The 18128-nt window shown below is 62.6% G+C and carries 18 protein-coding genes; 4 read left to right on the top strand and 14 right to left on the bottom strand.

Features of this window, described 5'->3' with window-relative positions; all coding sequences use genetic code 11:
- The first annotated feature begins 166 nt into the window (after nucleotides 1–166).
- Complete coding sequence (locus NO932_RS17300; protein ID WP_309208638.1) at nucleotides 167–697, top strand: AAA family ATPase; 531 nt, start codon at nucleotides 167–169, stop codon at nucleotides 695–697.
- Nucleotides 698–724: 27 nt separating this feature from the next.
- On the opposite strand, the gene NO932_RS17295 is transcribed toward NO932_RS17300, so the two are convergent.
- The 14 genes from NO932_RS17295 to NO932_RS17230 form a co-directional block, all read right to left on the bottom strand.
- A complete protein-coding gene (locus NO932_RS17295; RefSeq protein ID WP_309208637.1) occupies nucleotides 725–1621 on the bottom strand; it encodes a TIM barrel protein in 897 nt (298 codons plus the stop codon).
- Between the two features lie 71 nt (nucleotides 1622–1692).
- The gene (locus tag NO932_RS17290; RefSeq protein ID WP_309208635.1) at nucleotides 1693–2445 is read right to left on the bottom strand and encodes a DUF1080 domain-containing protein; all 753 of its coding nucleotides are present in this window, start codon (nucleotides 2443–2445) and stop codon (nucleotides 1693–1695) included.
- Between the two features lie 30 nt (nucleotides 2446–2475).
- Nucleotides 2476–2976: a flavin reductase family protein gene (locus tag NO932_RS17285; RefSeq protein ID WP_309208634.1), complete on the bottom strand. Its 501-nt coding sequence runs from the start codon at nucleotides 2974–2976 to the stop codon at nucleotides 2476–2478.
- A 131-nt stretch (nucleotides 2977–3107) separates the two neighbouring features.
- Entirely contained in the window at nucleotides 3108–3692 is a 585-nt protein-coding gene (locus NO932_RS17280; protein WP_309208633.1) for a gluconate 2-dehydrogenase subunit 3 family protein, read from the bottom strand.
- The gene (locus tag NO932_RS17275; protein WP_309208632.1) at nucleotides 3692–5383 is read right to left on the bottom strand and encodes a GMC family oxidoreductase; all 1692 of its coding nucleotides are present in this window, start codon (nucleotides 5381–5383) and stop codon (nucleotides 3692–3694) included. The genes NO932_RS17280 and NO932_RS17275 overlap by 1 nt, the downstream gene beginning before the upstream one ends.
- 171 nt (nucleotides 5384–5554) lie before the next feature.
- Nucleotides 5555–6424, bottom strand: coding sequence for a sugar phosphate isomerase/epimerase (locus NO932_RS17270; RefSeq protein ID WP_309208631.1), 870 nt, complete (start codon nucleotides 6422–6424; stop codon nucleotides 5555–5557).
- A 361-nt stretch (nucleotides 6425–6785) separates the two neighbouring features.
- Nucleotides 6786–7940 carry a Gfo/Idh/MocA family oxidoreductase gene (locus NO932_RS17265; protein ID WP_309208630.1) on the bottom strand — a complete coding sequence of 385 codons (1155 nt, stop codon included), beginning with the start codon at nucleotides 7938–7940 and terminating at the stop codon, nucleotides 6786–6788.
- A 14-nt stretch (nucleotides 7941–7954) separates the two neighbouring features.
- Nucleotides 7955–9007, bottom strand: a complete 1053-nt coding sequence (locus NO932_RS17260) for a sugar phosphate isomerase/epimerase (protein WP_309208629.1) — start codon at nucleotides 9005–9007, stop codon at nucleotides 7955–7957.
- 16 nt (nucleotides 9008–9023) lie between these two features.
- Nucleotides 9024–10058, bottom strand: coding sequence for a LacI family DNA-binding transcriptional regulator (locus tag NO932_RS17255; RefSeq protein ID WP_309208628.1), 1035 nt, complete (start codon nucleotides 10056–10058; stop codon nucleotides 9024–9026).
- A 4-nt stretch (nucleotides 10059–10062) separates the two neighbouring features.
- Nucleotides 10063–11031, bottom strand: a complete 969-nt coding sequence (locus tag NO932_RS17250) for an ABC transporter permease (RefSeq protein WP_309208627.1) — start codon at nucleotides 11029–11031, stop codon at nucleotides 10063–10065.
- A 1-nt stretch (nucleotide 11032) separates the two neighbouring features.
- Nucleotides 11033–11977 carry an ABC transporter permease gene (locus tag NO932_RS17245; RefSeq protein WP_309159888.1) on the bottom strand — a complete coding sequence of 315 codons (945 nt, stop codon included), beginning with the start codon at nucleotides 11975–11977 and terminating at the stop codon, nucleotides 11033–11035.
- Complete coding sequence (locus tag NO932_RS17240) at nucleotides 11974–13470, bottom strand: sugar ABC transporter ATP-binding protein (protein WP_309208626.1); 1497 nt, start codon at nucleotides 13468–13470, stop codon at nucleotides 11974–11976. The genes NO932_RS17245 and NO932_RS17240 overlap by 4 nt, the downstream gene beginning before the upstream one ends.
- A 99-nt stretch (nucleotides 13471–13569) precedes the next feature.
- Nucleotides 13570–14574, bottom strand: coding sequence for a substrate-binding domain-containing protein (locus tag NO932_RS17235; protein ID WP_375142895.1), 1005 nt, complete (start codon nucleotides 14572–14574; stop codon nucleotides 13570–13572).
- Nucleotides 14575–14718: 144 nt separating this feature from the next.
- Nucleotides 14719–15090 carry a hypothetical protein gene (locus NO932_RS17230; RefSeq protein WP_309208625.1) on the bottom strand — a complete coding sequence of 124 codons (372 nt, stop codon included), beginning with the start codon at nucleotides 15088–15090 and terminating at the stop codon, nucleotides 14719–14721.
- Nucleotides 15091–15287: 197 nt separating this feature from the next.
- Here NO932_RS17230 and NO932_RS17225 point away from each other — a divergent pair, with 197 nt between their 5' ends.
- From NO932_RS17225 to NO932_RS17215, 3 genes are all read left to right on the top strand, one after another.
- The gene (locus NO932_RS17225; RefSeq protein ID WP_309208624.1) at nucleotides 15288–16241 is read left to right on the top strand and encodes a DMT family transporter; all 954 of its coding nucleotides are present in this window, start codon (nucleotides 15288–15290) and stop codon (nucleotides 16239–16241) included.
- A gap of 75 nt (nucleotides 16242–16316) precedes the next feature.
- Complete coding sequence (locus NO932_RS17220) at nucleotides 16317–16907, top strand: helix-turn-helix domain-containing protein (RefSeq protein ID WP_309208623.1); 591 nt, start codon at nucleotides 16317–16319, stop codon at nucleotides 16905–16907.
- Nucleotides 16904–18121, top strand: a complete 1218-nt coding sequence (locus tag NO932_RS17215; RefSeq protein WP_309208622.1) for an MFS transporter — start codon at nucleotides 16904–16906, stop codon at nucleotides 18119–18121. The genes NO932_RS17220 and NO932_RS17215 overlap by 4 nt, the downstream gene beginning before the upstream one ends.
- Nucleotides 18122–18128: the final 7 nt, after the last annotated feature.

Raw genomic sequence — 18128 nt, 5'->3', positions numbered from 1 at the left:
CGTTAAAGGCGATCCAATCGCGTCAAATGCTAACCAAGTGTGAAGGCGATTTTTTCATACGGTAGTGGCGCCATAAAGGTGAAATGCCCGGAATTGCCGAGGCGAAAACCGTTCGCGTTGGCAAAAAAGATTTTGACCGTATCGGAATGGGACAGGGCAAAAAGGCATGACAAATCGGCTGGTGGTGATTTCCGGCTGCTCGGGCGGGGGAAAATCGACACTGCTGCGCGCGTTGGCGCTACGGGGCTATGCCACCGTGGAGGAGCCGGGTCGGCGGATCGTTATCGAGGAACAGAGAGGCGAGGGTCGGGCCTTGCCCTGGGTCGATATGCGGGCCTTTGCCGAGCGGGCTGTCGCCATGGCGCGCGAGGACATGGGGCGCATGGCGGGGCAGGAGGGAACGATCTTTTTCGACCGCGGCCTGATCGACGCCGCCTCGGCGCTCGCCAGTGTGGGCGGCGGCACGCTGGACGAGATTATCGGGACCGATCGCTACCATCCCCAGGTGTTTCTCACTCCGCCCTGGCCGGAAATCTATGTCGGGGACAGCGAGCGCCAGCACGGTCTCGAGGCGGGAATCGCCGAATATGAACGGCTGCTTATGGATTACCGGCAGCTTGGCTACGACATCCACATCGTTCCCAAGGGGCCGGTGGAGGAGCGGGCGGATTATGTGATCGAGATGCTGGGGCCGTAGCCGAGGAAATCGGGTACGGCCTTTGCGTCAGACGTCGCAGGTCATCACCGCAGCGCGCAGGGCTTCGGCGGCGGTATCAGGATCATCGGAGCTGGGGATGAATTCCTGGGCCACATAGCCGGTAAAGCCGGTGTCGAGGATGGCGCGGCAGATGGCGGGGTAGAAGAGCTCCTGGGTTTCGTCGAGCTCGTTGCGGCCGGGGTTTCCGGCGGTGTGGAAGTGGCCGAAATAATCGATGTTGTCGGTCAATGTGCGGATCACGTCACCCTCCATGATCTGCATGTGATAGATGTCGTAGAGCAGCTTGAAATTGGGTGAGCCAATGCGGCGGCAGAGTTCGATCCCCCAGGCGCTGTTGTCGCAGAGATAGTCGGGGTGATCGACCTTGGAGTTGAGCAGCTCCATGTGCAGGACGACGCCGCGCTCCTCGGCTGCGCCCATGATCTGCTTGAGGCCTTCGGCGGAGGCGTTAAGCCCATCTTCGGGGTCCATGCCGCGGGCATTGCCGGAAAAACAGATCAGATTGGTGTAGCCGGCCTCGGCCACCAGATCGATGTGGCGCAGATAGCGTTCGATCAGCTCGGCGTGGTTATCGGGCTCGGCCCAGCCGTCCTCGAGGCTGATTTCGGCGCCGTTGCACATGGAGGAATCCACTCCATGGCGCTGCAGCGTCGGCCAATCGTCGGGTCCCACGAGGTCGATGGCGGCAAAGCCGATCTCCTTGACCAATGTGCACAGCTCATCGACCGAGAGATCGCCGAAGGTCCAGCGGGCGACCGAATGGTTGATGTTGCCCTTGAGGGTGGTCGGCGCTTGCTGGGCGATGGCGGTGCTCATTGCGCTGTTGCCCGCCACGGCGGCCAGCGCTCCGGCGGCGCCGGCGCCGCGCAACAGCGTGCGGCGGGAGAGGGTGATCGAGCTCATAAAGGGGCTCCTCCTTGTCGAATCGAGGTAAGCGCTTTTGGTTAGCGCTGCACTGGCTTCCTGGACCGGCGTTAGAGCGGGCGTACCCAGATGTTGCGGAAGCTCACATCGGCGTCGTGGTCCTGCAGGCTGATCGGCGCGCAGTCATGGGCCTCATATTGCGGATAGCCGATCCACTCGGTTGGGCCTTGCACCTGAACGTGGTTCTGCACCACGACGCCGTTGTGCAGCACGGTGATATAGGCGGGGCTGCGGAGCGAGCCGTCCTCGGCAAAGATCGGGGCCTTGAAGATGATATCGTAGCTCTGCCATTCGCCCGGTTCGCGCGAGGCGTTCACCAGCGGAATGTGTTGCTTGTAGACCGAGGCTGCCTGACCGTTGACGTAGGTGGGGTTCTCGAAGCTGTCGAGGACCTGGACTTCATAGCGTTCCTGGAGGAACACGCCGCTATTGCCGCGATCCTGGCTGTCATAGCCCTCGGTTTCGGCAGGCGAGCGCCACTCGATATGTAATTGCACGTCGCAGAAGCTTTCGGTGGTGCGGATATCGCCCGTACCCCGGGCGACTGTGAAGGCGCCGTCCTCCACGGTCCATTCGGCGGGACCGCCATCGACCGATTCCCAGGCGTCGAGATTGGTGCCGTCAAAAAGCACAATGGCGTCCGAAGGCGGCTCGCCTTCCGGGGTTTCGACGGTTTCGGGGACCGGCTCCCAGATTTCGGTCACTTCCGATTTCTGGCCGTCGGTGGGTTCGGCCTCCTGGGCGAGGGCCATGGCGGTCGTGCTCAAAAGGGCGGTGCCCGACAAAATGATGTGTTTGATCATGGAATATCTCCTCATTATCCAGTGGACCGGTCAGGTCTGCAGGCTGTGGAAACCTCGTTGCCAGTAAAGCAGCGGGCGGCGCTCGCTGCCGGATACAATGGCGATGACGCGGGCCAGCACGATGGCGTGGGTGTGGCGTTCGATCACGTCCTCGACGATGCAGTCGATATTGGCGATTGCGTCTTCGAGCGCGGGAGCGCCCGAACTCATCATGTGCCAGCGGCCGGCCGAAAAACGGTCACCGGCGGCGTCTGCCCGCCCGGCGAATATCGCGGCGATCTCGTCCTGCTGGTCGCCGAGAATGTTAACGCAGAGCGGGCTGCCGGCGCGCATGGCCCGGCCGGTGCGGGTGGCCATGTTGATGTTGACGGCAATGCAGGGTGGCTGGGCCGAAAACGAGGTGACCGAACTCGCCGTCATGCCCAACCGAGTCGAGCCCGAAAGTGTCGTCACCACGCTGACGGCTCCGGCAAGATTTGCCATCGCCGATTTGAAGCCGGCTTCGGCGACCGGCATGAAATGCATGTTCATAGGCACCTCCTCCATCCAATGGGTGCCGCATCCGTCGGGAGCAACCGGATGCGACACCTCGGTCCGCCGCGGGACCTCGCCAGCGGGGAAGGCCCCGCCGACACCTTTGCCCGTACCGGGGCGATCGAAAATCAGCCGGTGGCCCAGGCCGGCTGGCCCTCTTCGTAGACGGCACAGCCGTCGTAACCGCCGGGCACCGCCTCATAGCGCAGGGCCTGGGTGGCGCCGACCTCGGATGTGAAGAACCCCAGTAGGGTCAGTTGCTTGACCATGGTGAAATAGTGCGGGTCATCGGATGAGGCGGCCGCGCGGGCTTCCTCGTCGAGTTCGGAAACCAGCGTGAGCCGTTCGTCTTCGGTGAGGTCGAGGAAGTCCTTGCCGAACTGATCCTGGCTGCGGGCCGAGATTTCCGGCATGGCGGTGAGGAATGTCTCCCGCTCATCAGCCGAATACACATCGGCAACATAGGTCGACATGAAGGTTGCCACATCGGCCTCCTTGGCACCGGGCGTGTCGGTCCGGGGCAGGATCACCTCGGCAACTTCGTTGAGGAAGGCGATCTCCTCGTCACTAAGGGCGCTGCCGGCCTCGCCAAAGGCACGTCCCGTGTCGCTTTGCGGGCCGAACAATTCCTGAGCGGTGACAATGGATCCGCCGATCAGGGACATGCCCGTTGCGGCGGTGATGAGCTTTAAGAGGTCGCGTCGGTTCATCATCACAGGTTTCCTTTCCTGAGTTCTTCGACCGCGAAATCGGCGGCGCGCGCCGTCAGGGCCATGTAGGTCAGAGAGGGATTGACGCAGGACGCCGAGGTCATGCACGCCCCGTCGGTCACGAACACATTGGGGGCGTCCCAAACCTGGTTGTGGGCGTTGAGCACGGACGTTCTGGGATCGCGGCCCATACGGGCGGTGCCCATTTCATGGATGCCCATGCCGGGCGCGTATTCGGCGTCGTAGGTCGTAACGTTCTTGACGCCGGCCGCCTCGAAGAGCTCGGCGGCATCGTCGGCCATGTCCTTGCGCATCTTGAGCTCGTTGTCCTTGATCTCGACATTCATCGAGAGGACGGGCAAGCCCCATTTGTCGGTGGTGTTGTGGTCCAGCGTGACCCGGTTGTCGTGATAGGGCAGCATTTCACCAAAGGCGGTCATGCCGATGGTCCACTTGCCGGGCTGGAGCAGTTCGTCCTTGAAATCGCGGCCGATATTGAGTTCGGCGATCTCGCGCTGCCAGCCCTGGCGGCTGGCCGAGCCCTGATAGCCGAAGCCGCGGATATAGTCGCGGGTATCGTCGCCCACATTGCGGAAGCGGGGGACATAGAAGCCGGCCGGACGGCGTCCCTGATAGTAGACGTCCTCATAGCCTTCGATGTCGCCATTGGCGCCGACGCGGAAATGGTGGTCCATGACGTTGTGGCCCAATTCGCCACTGCTCGAGCCCAGGCCGCCCTCCCACACATCGGTGGCCGAATTCATCAGGATCCAGGTGGTGTTGAGGGTGGAGGCGTTGAGGAAGATGATGTCGGCGGTGTATTCGTAGGTCTGGTTGTTTTCCGCATCGATGATCTCGATGCCGGTGGCGCGCTTGGCGTCGCGGTCGTAGAGCACCTGCTTGACGATCGAAAACGGGCGCAGGGTGAGATTGCCCGTCGCCATGGCGGCGGGGAGCGTCGAGGACTGGGTGGAGAAATAGGCGCCGAACGGGCAGCCGACCCGACATTTGTTACGGTATTGGCAACGGGTGCGGTTCTGGCCTTCGAGCTCCTGGGTGATGTTGGCGCAGCGCGAGTGGATCAGGTGCCGCGTGCCGTTGAACGCAGTCTGGATACGGGCGGCCACGTCCTCTTCGACGCAGTTGAGCGGGATGGGGGGCAGGAACTCGCCATCGGGGAGGATGTCGAGCCCGTTGCGGGTGCCCGCAATGCCGGCGAAGCGCTCGACATAATCGTACCAGGGGGCAACGTCCTCATAGCGGATCGGCCAGTCGACGGCGATGCCGTCCTTGGCATTGGCTTCGAAATCGATGGGAGCCCAGCGATAGGATTGGCGACCCCACATCAGGGAGCGGCCGCCCACATGATAGCCGCGATACCAGTCGAAGCGCTTTTCCTCTACATAGGGATTTTCCTGTTCGTCCGCCCACATGCCCAGGGTCGCCTCATCGAGCAGGTAGTCGCGCGAGAGAACGGGGAATTTCTCCTTCATCTCCTGGGTGGCGCGGTTGCGGTGCGGGAAATCCCAGGCTTCCTTGTTGGCGCTTGTGTAGTCGGTGACGTGCTCGACATTCTTGCCGCGCTCGAGCAGCAGGACTTTCAAGCCCTTTTCCGTCAACTCCTTGGCGGCCCAGCCGCCGCTGATGCCGGATCCAACGACGATGGCATCGTAATGATTGTTGGCATTGGCCATGTGAGGTTCTCCATGGATTTTAAAGGCCGTGAGGGCAGGCCAATCCGCTGCGCTTGGGTGCAAAGCTCCTCCTGCCGCGAATGGGGTGCCATTCGCGGGTGGTAAGGGATGGAGCTGGATTGGCCTGGACGTTAATCCGCCGGGCTGTTGAGCGGCCCGGCCGTCAGGCTGTTATTCGCCCAGAATGCCGGGCAGTTCCTGTTCGAGGAAGCGTGCGCTGCTATCCACGATAGCCGACGCGTCTGCCGGGTTGTCGTGCTCAATGATGTACCATTGGGCACCCGCATCGTTGGCGGCGGTCAGAACCGCCTGCCAATCGATGGTGCCCGAGCCGACAGCGGCCCAGCCGTCCTCTTCCTCGGCCTCACCTTCGGGCGCATTGTCCTTGGCATGGATGGCGAACAGGTGACCATCGAAATTGGCTATATATTCGGCCGCATCGAGGCCGGCGCGGTCGATCCAGGCCACGTCGAGCTGGGCGAGGACGCTGGGCGCGGCGTCGAACATCACTTCGAGCGCCGTCTGGCCATCGAACTCTTCCATTTCGAAATCGTGGTTATGGTAGGCGAGCTGGAGGCCTTCGGCTTGAAGCTGGCCGGCGAACCCTTCGAGCTCTTCGCCAAGGGCGGTCCAGCCTTCGGCATCGGTCGGGCGGGCCTCTTCGGCCAGATAGGGTACGGTGATCACCTCATTGCCCACGGCCTTGTTGAATTCGATGACATCCTCGATGCCGCTGCGCAGCGCATCGAGCTGGACATGGGCCGAAATCGCATCGATCCCGTGGGCGTCGAGCAGCCCGTTGAGGTCCTCGGCGCTCATATCATGGGTGCCGACGAGTTCGACGGCCGAAACGCCGGCCTCTTCGACGATGGCCAATTGTTCATCAACGGAACCGAAATTGCGCAGCGTGTACATCTGCACGGCGATCGGCAGCGCTGCATCTTCTTGCGGGGCGGCGTCCTGCGCCGACACCGAGGCCGCACCGGCGGCAACCACAAAACCGGCAATGGCCGTGCTCAGCAAAAGACCCTGCTTTTTCACTTCAATCTCCTCACCTGATGATGGCCGCCGAACAGCATCGAGGCGGCCGCAACTGTGGGCAGGGAGATCGGTCACATTGTCTCTGAATATCTCTCCTGCCCAAGTTTGATTAAGCCATAGGCGGGCTATTCTTGCAACCGGTTTCAGTTGCGAAGGCGTGAAAAAACTTCAATGATTTCATGTGGTTATCAGAAGAAATGGAAAGCCCGCTCCCTTGAGGCGCACCTCCCCCAAGGGCGCTTCAAGGGCCTTTTCGGCTTTCGTTCTGGACGCCCTTGGGTGGGGCGCCGGCAAGGGATCTGAGCCCCTTGCCCGTGTCGGTTGCGGCCTGTCGCGGCTGCCGGCTACAACAAGCGTGCCGCTAGCGACTCAGCGGGGTCCAGCGGCTGTCGTTGCGGCTCGATTCGACGGCGGCCATGATGAACTCCATGCCTTCGACGCCATCATCGAGGGTGGGCAGCAGGCCTTCGAACTCATCCCCTTCGCCACGGATGATGGCGGCGAATTGCGAATAGAGCGTGGCAAAGGCCTCAAGATATCCTTCGGGATGGCCCGACGGGACGCGAACGCCCATGGCGCTGGCCGGCGCACCGTTGATGGCGCCGCCGCGGGTCAGAAGCTGACGCGGTTTGCCGAACTCGGTGAACCACATGTAATTGGGGTTATCCTGCCGCCATTCGAGGCCGGCCTTTTCGCCATAGACCCGAAGCTGGAGCCCGTTCTCGCAGCCGACGGCCACCTGGCTGGCCCAGAGCATGCCTTTGGCCCCGCCTTCGAAGCGCAGCATGATATTGACATTATCGTCGAGCTGGCGACCTTCGACGAAATGGTCGAGATCGGCGGAAACCGCCGCCGTCTTGAGGCCGGTCACATAGCGCAGTAGGTTGTAGGCATGGGTGCCGATATCGCCGATGGCGCCGCCGGCGCCGGAGCGGGCCGGATCGGTGCGCCATTCGGCCCCTGGCGCATTGCCCGATTTTTCCACCGGCTCGGCCAGCCAATCCTGGGGGTATTCGGCCTGGACGACGCGGATCTTGCCCAAGGCGCCTGAGCGGACGAGCTCGCGCGCCTGCCGGATCAGCGGGTAGCCGGTGTAGTTGTGGGTGAGAAGGAATTTGGCGCCGTTTTTCGCCTCGATTTTTTGCAGCGCATAGGCGTCATCGATCGAAGAGGTCAAAGGCTTGTCGCAGATCACATGGATGCCCGCTTCGAGGAACGCCTTGGCGGGGGCGAAATGCATGTGATTGGGCGTGACGATCGCCACCGCTTCGATGCCGTCCTCGCGGGCGGCTTCGGCGCGGGCCATTGCGGCGAAATCGGTGTAAATGCGGTCTTCGGCAAGGCCGAGATCCTTGCCCGATTGCCTTGCGACTTCGGCGCGGGAAGAGAGGGCGCCGGCGACGAGCTGGTAGTCACCATCGAGCCGGGACGCGATGCGGTGGACGTAACCGATGAAGGCGCCCTTGCCGCCGCCGACCATGCCTAAGCGAATGGGGCGTTTTCCGTTCTCTGCCATTGTCCTCTCTCCCTTTAGTCGATGCCGAGCATCTTGCGGTTGGCCGCCGTGTCGGTTCCGGTGCCGGCGAAATCGTCGAAGGCCTTTTCGGTGACGCGGATGATGTGGTTCTTGATGAACTCGGCGCCTTCACGCGCTCCGTCCTCGGGGTGCTTGAGCGCACACTCCCATTCGAGCACGGCCCAGCCGGCGAAATCATAGGCAGCGAGCTTGGAAAAGATCGCGGCGAAATCGACCTGCCCGTCGCCCAAAGAACGGAAGCGCCCGGCACGTTCGACCCAGCCCTGATACCCGCCATAAACGCCTTGACGCCCGGTCGGGTTGAACTCGGCGTCCTTGACGTGGAACATCCTGATCCGCTCGTGATAGATGTCGATATAGTCGAGATAATCGAGCTGCTGCAGGACGAAGTGGCTCGGATCGTAGAGCAGGTTGGCGCGGGCGTGGTTGTTCACGCGCTCAAGGAACATTTCGTAGCTGACCCCGTCATGGAGGTCCTCGCCCGGGTGGATCTCGTAGCACAGATCGACGCCGGCCTCTTCGAACGCATCGAGGATCGGGGTCCAGCGGCGCGCCAGTTCGTCGAAGGCTTCCTCGACCAGTCCGGCCGGGCGCTGCGGCCAGGGATAGACATAGGGCCAGGCCAAAGCGCCCGAGAACGTCGCGTGTTCGGTGAGCCCCAGATTGTGCGAGGCCTTGGCAGAGAGCATCAACTGATTGACCGCCCATTCCTGCCGCGCCTTGGGATTGCCGCGCACTTCGGGGACCGCGAAGCCGTCGAACAGGGTGTCGTACGCGGGATGGACGGCGACGAGCTGGCCCTGAAGGTGGGTCGAAAGCTCGGTGATCTCGACGCCATTGGCGGCGGCGATGCCCTTGATCTCGTCGCAATAATCCTTGGATGACGCCGCCTTTTCGAGATCGATGAAATTGCCCAGAGTGGGCACCTGCACGCCCTTGTAGCCCAGGCCGGCAGCCCATTTGGTGATGTTGTCGAGCGTATCGAACGGGGCTTGCTCACCGGCGAATTGTGCAAGAAAGATCGCCGGTCCTTTGAGTGTTTTCATCGAAATTAACCTCCTTTTAGGCGCCCAGCCGCCGCTCGATGATCGCTCCGCGGGGGGCGGCGACCGAAGCACGCACGACAAGGCGCGTTTTGAATTCGTGTACGGACGGCAGGTCCTGGTGTTCCAGTCGTCCGATCATCAATTGCATCGCCTTGCGGCCCATCTCCAGCCGGGGCTGACGTACTGTGGTCAGTGGCGGCTCGAACGCTTCGGCGAGGATGATGTCGTCGAAGCCGATGACGGAAATGTCGGCGGGCACCGAAAAGCCCTGCTGGCGCAGCGCGCCGATTGCGCCGATGGCCATCTGGTCGCTCGAAGCAAAAATGGCGGTAAAACGCGCGCCGCGGTCGAGCAGCCGGCTTGCCGCCTCGCGGCCGGCAGTGATGGAAAAATCGCCCGAAACGACAAGCTCGGGATCGATCGCGATGCCGGCGTCGGCCAGCGCGAGTTCATAGCCCTTGCGCCGCTCCTGGCCCAGATAGTCGGCGGGCAGCCCGCCGATATGGGCGATGGAGCGGTGGCCCTGGGCGATCAGATACTGCACCGCCTCGCGGGCCGCCGCGACGTTGTCGATGCGCACGGTGGGCAGATCGACATCGGGGAGGGCTTCGGACGCAACGACGATGGGAGTGGAGCGGTCGATATGGGCGGCGACGTCGAAGGGCAGGCTGCCGAGCATGACGATGACGCCATCGGCCTGCCGCTGGCGCACGAGGTCGATATAGGATTTGACCCGCGCTTCGTCGTTGCGCGCATCGGCCATCAGCACCTTGTAGCCGGCGTCGGAAGCCGCTTCCTCCACCCCCTTGAAGATCTCGAGATAGAACGGGTTGGAGATATCGCGCACCAGGAGCACGACGGTTCTCGTCGTCTGCTGGCGGAACGAGCGCGCCTGGGCATTGGACACGAAATTGGTTTGCTCGACGATCTTGAGCACGCGCTCGAGGGTTTCTTTTTTGACCATCGAGGGATTGTGCAGGGCGCGCGACACCGTCGCGGCGGATACCCCCGCGATGCTGGCGATTTCGTGAATGCTCTTTTTGGCCTGCATAGGGTTAGACGCGAAGTTGTTTCTGGCGCCCGTAGAGCAACATCAGTGCGAGCAGTGTAAGACCGAAGATCACCTGACGCATCCACACGTCCATGTTGAGCGTGATCAGGACGCTCTGGAGAATGGTGAGCGCCACCGCGCCGGCCATTGTGCCCCAGTAGCCGCCGATACCGCCGGCGAGCGAAGTGCCACCGATCACTACGGCGATCACCGTGGGCAGGACATACTGGTCGCCCACCGAAATGAAGGACGAGCCGGTATAACCGATGACGCAGAGCCCGGCGAGGCCGGCGAAGAGACCCGAGAGCCCGAAAATCATCACGCGCACGAAGCGCACGGGAATACCGTTGAGGGTGGCGGCGCGTTCGTTGGAGCCCATGGCGTAGACCGCATAGCCGAAGGCGGTGCGGCGCAGCAGGAACCACATGGCGATGGCAATCAGCACCCAAACGAAAAGGATGCCGGGAATGCCGAAGAGGAACGGCCGGTTGATGAAAGCCGAGAGCATGGGCGCGGCCTGACCCGAGGGCACGCCCTGGGAATAGACCACAAGGCCGCCCTGGATCACGGCAGTCATGCCCAGGGTCATCACCAGGGGTGGAATGCGCACGAAGGTGACGCCGAGACCGTTGATGAGGCCAATAAGGAACGGAACACCCGCCGCAACCAGGATGGCAAGCGGGATCATTTCGTTCTGGCCGTTCATCATGTTGCCGGCGAGAACGGCGCCCAAGGAGATCATGGCGCCGACGGAAAGATCGATGCCCTCGCGGCCACCGAGGATCACGAGGTTCTGCCCGGCGGCGACGATGCCCAGGATGGCGGCGACGGTCAGAAGCCGCACGATCTGCTGGCCCTGCGCGAAACCGGGGGAAACCAGTTCGCCGATCAGCAGCAGGGCGATGGAGGCGCCGATCGCCAGGGTGAGCGGATCGGTGAGGATCGATGTGATGCGGGACGTTGGATTGGCCATGTTACCGCCTCGTTACGAATACGCCGCCGGCAAGGGCGAGAAGAACGATGATGCCCTGGACGAGCGTTTGATATTCGAAAGGCAGGCCGGCAAAGAAGATGACGTTGCCGATCATGCCCAGCACCAGGGCGCCGATGATCGAGCCGAAGGCACCACCGAAGCCGCCGGCCAGCGCCGTGCCGCCCAACACCACCGCCGAAATCGAAGAGAGCGCCAGTGTCTGGCCCAGGAGCGGATCGCCCGAAGCGGTTTCGCCGGTAAGGCATAGAGCGGCAAGGGCCGAAAAGAACCCCGCGATCATGAACGAGACGATGCGAATGCTGCCCAGACGAAGCCCGGACTGGAAGGCCCCTGTACGATTGCCGCCGGCCGCCAGAAGGTGGCTGTGGAACACGGTGCGCGAGACCACCAGGGTAAAGACGACGCCGAAGATCAGGACCCAGGCAACCAGCGGAACACCGAAAAAGCTCTCGCCATAGGTGCGCCAATAGTTCTGTGGCACGGGAAGGCCAGCCTGGGGAAGCACCCACAGGGCGAGGGCGGCGAACAGAATGCCGGTGGCGAAGGTCGTGACGATCGGCTGGAAGCGCAGGCCAGAGATCAAGAGGCCATTGACGAGGCCACAGGCCAGGCCCACACCCACGCCGCTGGCCATGCCGATCCAGATAGCGAGGTCGGTGCCACCCATGGCGGCGATCACGGTGACGGTCACCACATTGGCCAGCGCCACGATGGAGCCGACCGAAAGGTCGATGTCACCGGCCAGGATCACGTAGGTCTGCCCGATGGCAACCAGCACCAGGGGCAGGAAGGTGGCGAGATTCGAGCGCAACACGCCGGGATTGGTGAACGAGGGCTGCAGCGCGATATTGATCGCAACCAGCAGCACCAGAACGAGAACGGTGATGAGCCAGGGGCGGCTCCTTACAAATCCCAGCGCGTTCATGCAGCCTCCCCGAAAGCGGCGCGGGCCAGATTGACCGGATTGATGGCATCGCCCATGAGTTCGGCCGAGATTTCACCGCCATTGAAAACGATGACCCGGTCGGCATAGTCGAGGATTTCCGAATCTTCCGACGAATAGAAAAGAATGGTGGCGCCGCCATCGGCCAATTGCCGCATCAAGGCGAAAAGGTCCGACTTGGCGCCCAGATCGATACCCTTGGTGGGGTCGTCGAGCAGCAGGAGCTTGGGCTTGGTTGCCAGCCAGCGGGAGATGAAGATCTTTTGCTGGTTGCCGCCCGATAGCGTGCCGATCGGCGCATCGAGATGAGAAAATTTGGTCTTCAAACCCTTTGAAACCTCCTCGACGCGAGGCTTGAGGGTTCCCGGGTTGACGATCTTCAATCGCTCGCGGACGGTCAGCGCGCTGACGAGGTTTTCAAAGATCGAGCGCCCGCCCAGGGCCGCGTCGCGGGCGCGATCGCCCGAAACATAGGCAAAGCCTTCGCGAACGGCCTGGCCAGGGCGCTTGATCGAAAGCGCGCGACCTTCGAATCGCAATTCGCCCTCGGTAAAGGGCCGGGCGCCGAACAGGCCTTGGAGCAGCGCCGACTGACCCTGGCCCTGCAGGCCGGCAAGGCCGAGGATCTCGCCGCGGTGGGCCTTGAGGGACACGTTGGAAACGCGGAAATTTCTCAGGTTGCGGACTTCGAGGGTCACTTCGCCAGCGGGTTCGGCGGAACGGTCGCGGCGGGCGGGGGCGGTGACATCGCCGACCATGTTGTGAACCACCTCTTCGCGCGTCGTGGCGGCGGTATCGACTGAGGTGATGGTTGCGCCATTGCGCATGACGGTGATGCGGTCACAAACGGCGAAGACTTCATCAAGCCGGTGCGAGATCATGATGGTGGAGACACCTTGCGCCTTTTTTTGGCGCAGGATGTCGAAAAAGCGCTCCGACTGACGGCCATCGAGGGCGGCGGTCGCCTCGTCCATGATCATCAGGCGCGGGTTCTTGGCGAAGACTTTCAGGATTTCGACGATCTGACGCTGATCGGGCGGCAGGTCGGCAACGATGACGTCGGGGTCCAGGCCCACCCCGGCGACACCGTCGAAAAGCGCGATGAGTTCGGCCGATTTTTCACGGAGCGCCTTGCGGTCGACGAAGGCGCCCTTTTTGGGCTCATGGCCGAGGAAGATATTGTCGGCGACGCTCAATTGCGGAATGAGGCTCAGTTCCTGATAGAACAGCGCGATACCGGCATGTTCGGCGGCGCGGGGGCTGGAGAAATCGGCCCGCTGGCCTTCAAAGACGATCTCGCCCGAGGTTGGCGACACGGCGCCGGCGATGATCTTGCACAGCGTGCTCTTGCCGCAGCCATTGGCGCCCATGAGCGCATGGATTTCGCCTTCCTCCACGGAAAGCTGCCCATCGACCAGCGCCTTGACGGCGCCGAAATGCTTGACCACGTCCTTGGCTTGAAGCGCAACAGACATCTGTCCTCCTCGTCGGCTGCCGGAGGCGCCGATCTCGAGTATTCTTATTGGACCATCCGGGCCAACCCAAGGGGGGCGCCCGGATGGTCTATGCGATTGTTACTGGAAGAATTCCTGGGCTTCTTCCGGGGTCACGACTGCGGTGACCGACCAGTAGCCCGGCTGTCCTTCGGAAGCAGCCACGTTCTCGGCGAGGTTGTCGTTATCGACGAACGGGATCGGGATATAGATGGCATTGCCATACTGGCCGGTGAACACGTCTTCGCGGAACTCATTGCCCTGCAGCGCGAGCACGGCGACATTGAGCGCCGAGGCCATCACGCCCGGAGGGTTGACCGAAGCGGCCGAATTGAGGCCCTGCTCCTGCCAGCGTACCAGGAAGTCGCGGCGGATTTCACCGGTGGCGGCAATGTCCTCAGTGCGGCCGGCCGCCTCGATGGCGCGCCAGGCGCCGTCGGCCATGCCGTCCTGGACCAGAACGCCATCGATATCGGGATAGGTAGCGAGCAGGTTCTGCATTACCTGCTGACCCTGTGCCTGATCCCAGTTGGCATTGGCCTGATTGAGGACATTGATGCCCTCATGCTGGGCGAAGACTTCCTCATAGCCAGCGACGCGGGCCTCGTTAGCGGGGTTGCCGGCGATGCCGTCGATGGTGACGACATTGCCTTCGCCGCCGAGCGTTTCAACCAACCATTCGGCGGCCTGCACGCCATACTGCTTCTGGTCGATGCCGACATAGATGGCGTCGGGGGAGGAGACTTCGGCGTCGGTGGCGATCACGAGGATGCCGGCAGCGGCGGCCTGGGCAAAGACCGGATCGAAAGCGGTCGGGCTCTGGGGGTTGATGATGATGGCATCGACACCCTGATTGATGAAATTGCGGATGTGGCCGATCTGGCCCTGGACGTCGACATTGCCGCTCTGGACGATGACTTCGACTTCCACCCCGTTTTCAGACCAGGCCTCGGCTGCGGCCTGAGCCTCCTCGATCATCTGGGTACGCCATTCGCTACCCACGAAACCGTTGGAAAGGCCGATGGTAAAGCTATCCTGACCGAATGCGGTCGAGGACAGGCCGGCAGCCGCAAGGGCCACCAAAATTGCAGATTTGCGCAAGATTTCCTCCACTAAGCGTGCGTGCGGTTTTTAGCACAAGACATTTATGCAACCGGTTGCAGAGTGAGTCAAGATCGCGGTTTTCGCCTGCAACCAGGAAGAGATTTCGCCGCAAGAGCGGCAATGGCCTCATTGCTCGGCGACGAGACCTGCGTCGGTGCAATCCTCAAGCGTGATGGCATCGAGATCGACTGTGGCAAGGTCCTCGTTTTCTTCCGCGGGTTCATCGGCGGTGCCTTCGGAGAGCATTTCCTGGGGCATGCCCTGATCGGCGCGGGCGTCGGTATCGGCGGGTGTGTCGGTGGCCTCGCCGGAAGCGCCTTGCTCGGCGGGATCTTCGAGCGGTTGGCCGGCCAGTTCGGCGCAATGGTTCTCAACGATGGGCCAATCGGCCTCGCTGATCTCCTGACCGCCGACGGTCTGGGCAAAGCCCGCCGAGGTCAGCGACAGCAGCGACGACGTGGCAAGAGCGAGCGTGGCGGCAAGCGGCTTACTGATCATAAGCTCCTCCTTTGGGGGTAGGGTGCCTAGCCACAATGCCGAACGGGCCGAGGCGTTCCTGGAACGCCGACGCCTGCATGTCATGCAGAGCCGCTATGCGCTTTGTCGGGCGAGACAGGAGCGGTTAGGCGCGGTAACGGCAGCAGCGGCCCCGCCAGTCTTGGGGCCGCTTTATTGTTTCAGGTTCGGAGTGCTTGATGGCAACGGCAGTTCTCAATTCGGCGGCACAGAACAGGGTGGGCTATGGCCTTATACTGGCGTTCTCCGCCTTTGCCGTCTTTGCCTGGAGCGACGCATTCATCAAATTCCTGCATGGGGCGATCAATCCGTTCGAGATCGCTTTTTTCGGCGCGGCCTTCGGCTTCGTGGCGCTGCCCTTCCTGCGGCGGCCGGGGGACCAGTGGAGCGATATCGTGCGGACCACCAATCGCCCGCTGTGGCTGGTGCGGTTCGTGTCTTCGGGCGTGGGCGCTGTGGGGAGCGTCACAGCATTCAGCTATCTGCCCATGGCCGAAGCGTTTTCGCTGATCTTCCTGCTGCCGTCCTTCGTCACCATCATGTCGGTGTTTTTCCTCAAGGAGAAAGTCGGCATCAGGCGCTGGGGCGCGGTGATCGTGGGGTTCATCGGCGTGCTGATCATCCTCAGGCCCGGTTTCCGCGAGCTGTCGATCGGCCATCTGGGGGCGATCTTCGGTGGATTGAGCGGGGCGATCTCGATCATCATCTTCCGGGCGATGGGCCCCAAGGAAAAGAACCTCTCGCTTTATGGCGCGGGTGTACTGGGATGGCTGATCATCTGCGGCATCGCCATGATCCCGGTGTTTACGATGCCCTCTCCCGAGCAATGGCTGTTCCTTGCCGGCTATGGCCTGCTGGCCGCGCTCGCCAATGTTTTGATGATGATGTCGGCGGCCCATGCGCCCGCCGCCTATGTGGCGCCCACCCAGTACAGCCAGATGCTCTGGGCGCTGGTCATCGGCTATGTATTTTTCGGTGAATTGGTCGATCTGCCCATGGTCTTTGGTATCGTCCTCATCATCGCTTCGGGCCTTTTGACGCTATTGCGCGAGCGCCAGCGCCACACGCCACTGCCACCGCCAGTGGCCGCCGATCCGCAGGCGGGCGTGGCGGTGACACCGCACGAAGATTGATCGCAAAGAAATATTTGCAAAATATTGTTTGCAGCTCTAGGGTGATCTCATCGATCACCGTAGGGCTGCATTGCAATGCGCGAAATTTCCCAAATCGTTCCCGATGCCCGGGCCCTCAAGGCGCTCACTCATCCGGACCGGCTCAAGATGCTGGGGATTTTGCGGCTTGAAGGGCCGCAGACCGCGACGAGCCTGGCAACGCGGCTGGGGCTCAATTCGGGAGCGACGAGCTATCATCTGCGCCAACTCGCCCAGCACGGTTTCATCGAGATCGATGAAAGCCGCGGCAACAAGCGCGACAAGTGGTGGAGGGCGCGGCACGAATCCACGATGATCGCGCCGGCCGAAGCGGAAGGCGATGCCCGGGACGCCTCGATGGCCATGATGCAGGCCGTGGTCAGTCACCATGCCGCCGCTATGCAGCGGGCGCACGACACCTTCACCGATCTGTCGCCCGAATGGCAAAAAGCGCAAACGCTGAGCGATTTTACGATTGCGCTTTCCGCCGATGCGGCCCGCGCGCTTTTGGACGAGCTTCACGCCCTTCTCTGGAAGGCCAAAGAGGAGGCACCGGCTTTGGGCGAGCCGCTTCCCCAAGGCTGGCGACCCTTCACCATTCATCTCCATGGCTTTCCCTATGTACCCGAGGACGGCGGGGAGACATGAGCGGCCGGCGCGGTTTTTATTCTCTCGTACTGGCCGAGGTCTGTTCCATTTCGGGCACAAGGCTCTCGATGATCGCCATCCCCTGGCTGGTGCTGACCATGACCGGGGATCCGGTGCTCACCGGCGTCGTCGCCTTTGCCGAAATGGCGCCCTATGTCATTGCCAAGGCGCTCGGCGGACCGCTGCTCGACCGGCTGGGGGCGCGGCGGGTTTCGATTGTTGGTGACTTCGCTTCGGTGGGCGTGGTGGCGGCCGTTCCGGTGCTCGATCATTTCGAGCTTTTGGCCGTTCCCCTCCTCATCGCTCTGATGGCGATTCTGGGGGCGCTGCGCGGACCGGCCGATGCGGCCAAGCAGGCGATGATCCCGAGCGTTGCGCGGGAAGGAAAGCTGCCGCTCGAGCGGGTGACGGGCATAATGGGGACGATCGAGCGGCTGGCTTCGACCATCGGAGCGGCTGCGGCCGGCGCGCTGGTTGCTGTCATCGGTCCAGCGCAGGCGCTGGCCTTCAATGGCATTTGCCTGGCCGTGGCGGCGATCGTCCTGCTCGCCGGCACGCGATCCACCACGATAGCCGAGGCCGGGGTGCCTCAGAGCTATGGCCGTCAGTTCGCGGAAGGGTTCGATTTTCTGCGCAAGGATGCGGTGCTGGTCGGGATCGCCGTGATGGTGGCGCTGACCAATTTCATCGATCAGGCCTTTGGCGTCGTGCTGGTGCCGGTCTGGGCCGCCGAGAGCGGGCGTGGCGCGGCGGCTATCGGGCTGGTGCTGGCGGTCTTTTCGGGGTTTTCGATCCTCGGCTCGGCGGTGGCGACAGCCTTTGCCGAAAAGCTGCCGCGGCTGGCCGTTTACATCGGCGCTTTTGTCCTTGTGGGCCTGCCACGCTTCGTTGTCTTTGCATTCGACGCCCCCCTTGCGGCGATTTTGGCCGTGCTGGCGGTGGGCGGGTTTGCATCGGGATTTCTCAATCCGATCATTTCAGCGGTGATCCTCGAGCGCATACCCGAAAAGCTGGTGGGGCGGGTCTCCTCGCTGGTCACCGCTTCGGCCTGGGCGTTGATGCCGTTCGGTGGCATTGTGGGCGGGGTGCTGATTGCCGGGATCGGGCTGGAGGCCACCCTGCTGATCCTGGGATTCGTCTATCTCGCGATCACGCTCGCGCCCTTGGGGCTCAAGCGGTTTCGCGGATTTGCACGGCGGCCGGAGGTGGTTTAGCCCTAGG

The sequence above is a fragment of the Pelagibacterium sp. 26DY04 genome, from assembly GCF_031202305.1.
GTDB lineage: Bacteria > Pseudomonadota > Alphaproteobacteria > Rhizobiales > Devosiaceae > Pelagibacterium.
This window is presented reverse-complemented; position numbering and strand designations above follow the sequence as displayed.

Coding starts and splice junctions, on each gene's coding strand:
- NO932_RS17290 (WP_309208635.1), bottom strand. CDS start 2,445: ATGATCAAACACATCATTTTGTCGGGCACCGCCCTTTTGAGCACGACC.
- NO932_RS17255 (WP_309208628.1), bottom strand. CDS start 10,058: ATGCAGGCCAAAAAGAGCATTCACGAAATCGCCAGCATCGCGGGGGTA.
- NO932_RS17225 (WP_309208624.1), top strand. CDS start 15,288: ATGGCAACGGCAGTTCTCAATTCGGCGGCACAGAACAGGGTGGGCTAT.
- NO932_RS17285 (WP_309208634.1), bottom strand. CDS start 2,976: ATGAACATGCATTTCATGCCGGTCGCCGAAGCCGGCTTCAAATCGGCG.
- NO932_RS17300 (WP_309208638.1), top strand. CDS start 167: ATGACAAATCGGCTGGTGGTGATTTCCGGCTGCTCGGGCGGGGGAAAA.
- NO932_RS17265 (WP_309208630.1), bottom strand. CDS start 7,940: ATGGCAGAGAACGGAAAACGCCCCATTCGCTTAGGCATGGTCGGCGGC.
- NO932_RS17275 (WP_309208632.1), bottom strand. CDS start 5,383: ATGGCCAATGCCAACAATCATTACGATGCCATCGTCGTTGGATCCGGC.
- NO932_RS17250 (WP_309208627.1), bottom strand. CDS start 11,031: ATGGCCAATCCAACGTCCCGCATCACATCGATCCTCACCGATCCGCTC.
- NO932_RS17260 (WP_309208629.1), bottom strand. CDS start 9,007: ATGAAAACACTCAAAGGACCGGCGATCTTTCTTGCACAATTCGCCGGT.
- NO932_RS17240 (WP_309208626.1), bottom strand. CDS start 13,470: ATGTCTGTTGCGCTTCAAGCCAAGGACGTGGTCAAGCATTTCGGCGCC.
- NO932_RS17230 (WP_309208625.1), bottom strand. CDS start 15,090: ATGATCAGTAAGCCGCTTGCCGCCACGCTCGCTCTTGCCACGTCGTCG.
- NO932_RS17245 (WP_309159888.1), bottom strand. CDS start 11,977: ATGAACGCGCTGGGATTTGTAAGGAGCCGCCCCTGGCTCATCACCGTT.
- NO932_RS17295 (WP_309208637.1), bottom strand. CDS start 1,621: ATGAGCTCGATCACCCTCTCCCGCCGCACGCTGTTGCGCGGCGCCGGC.
- NO932_RS17215 (WP_309208622.1), top strand. CDS start 16,904: ATGAGCGGCCGGCGCGGTTTTTATTCTCTCGTACTGGCCGAGGTCTGT.
- NO932_RS17220 (WP_309208623.1), top strand. CDS start 16,317: ATGCGCGAAATTTCCCAAATCGTTCCCGATGCCCGGGCCCTCAAGGCG.
- NO932_RS17280 (WP_309208633.1), bottom strand. CDS start 3,692: ATGATGAACCGACGCGACCTCTTAAAGCTCATCACCGCCGCAACGGGC.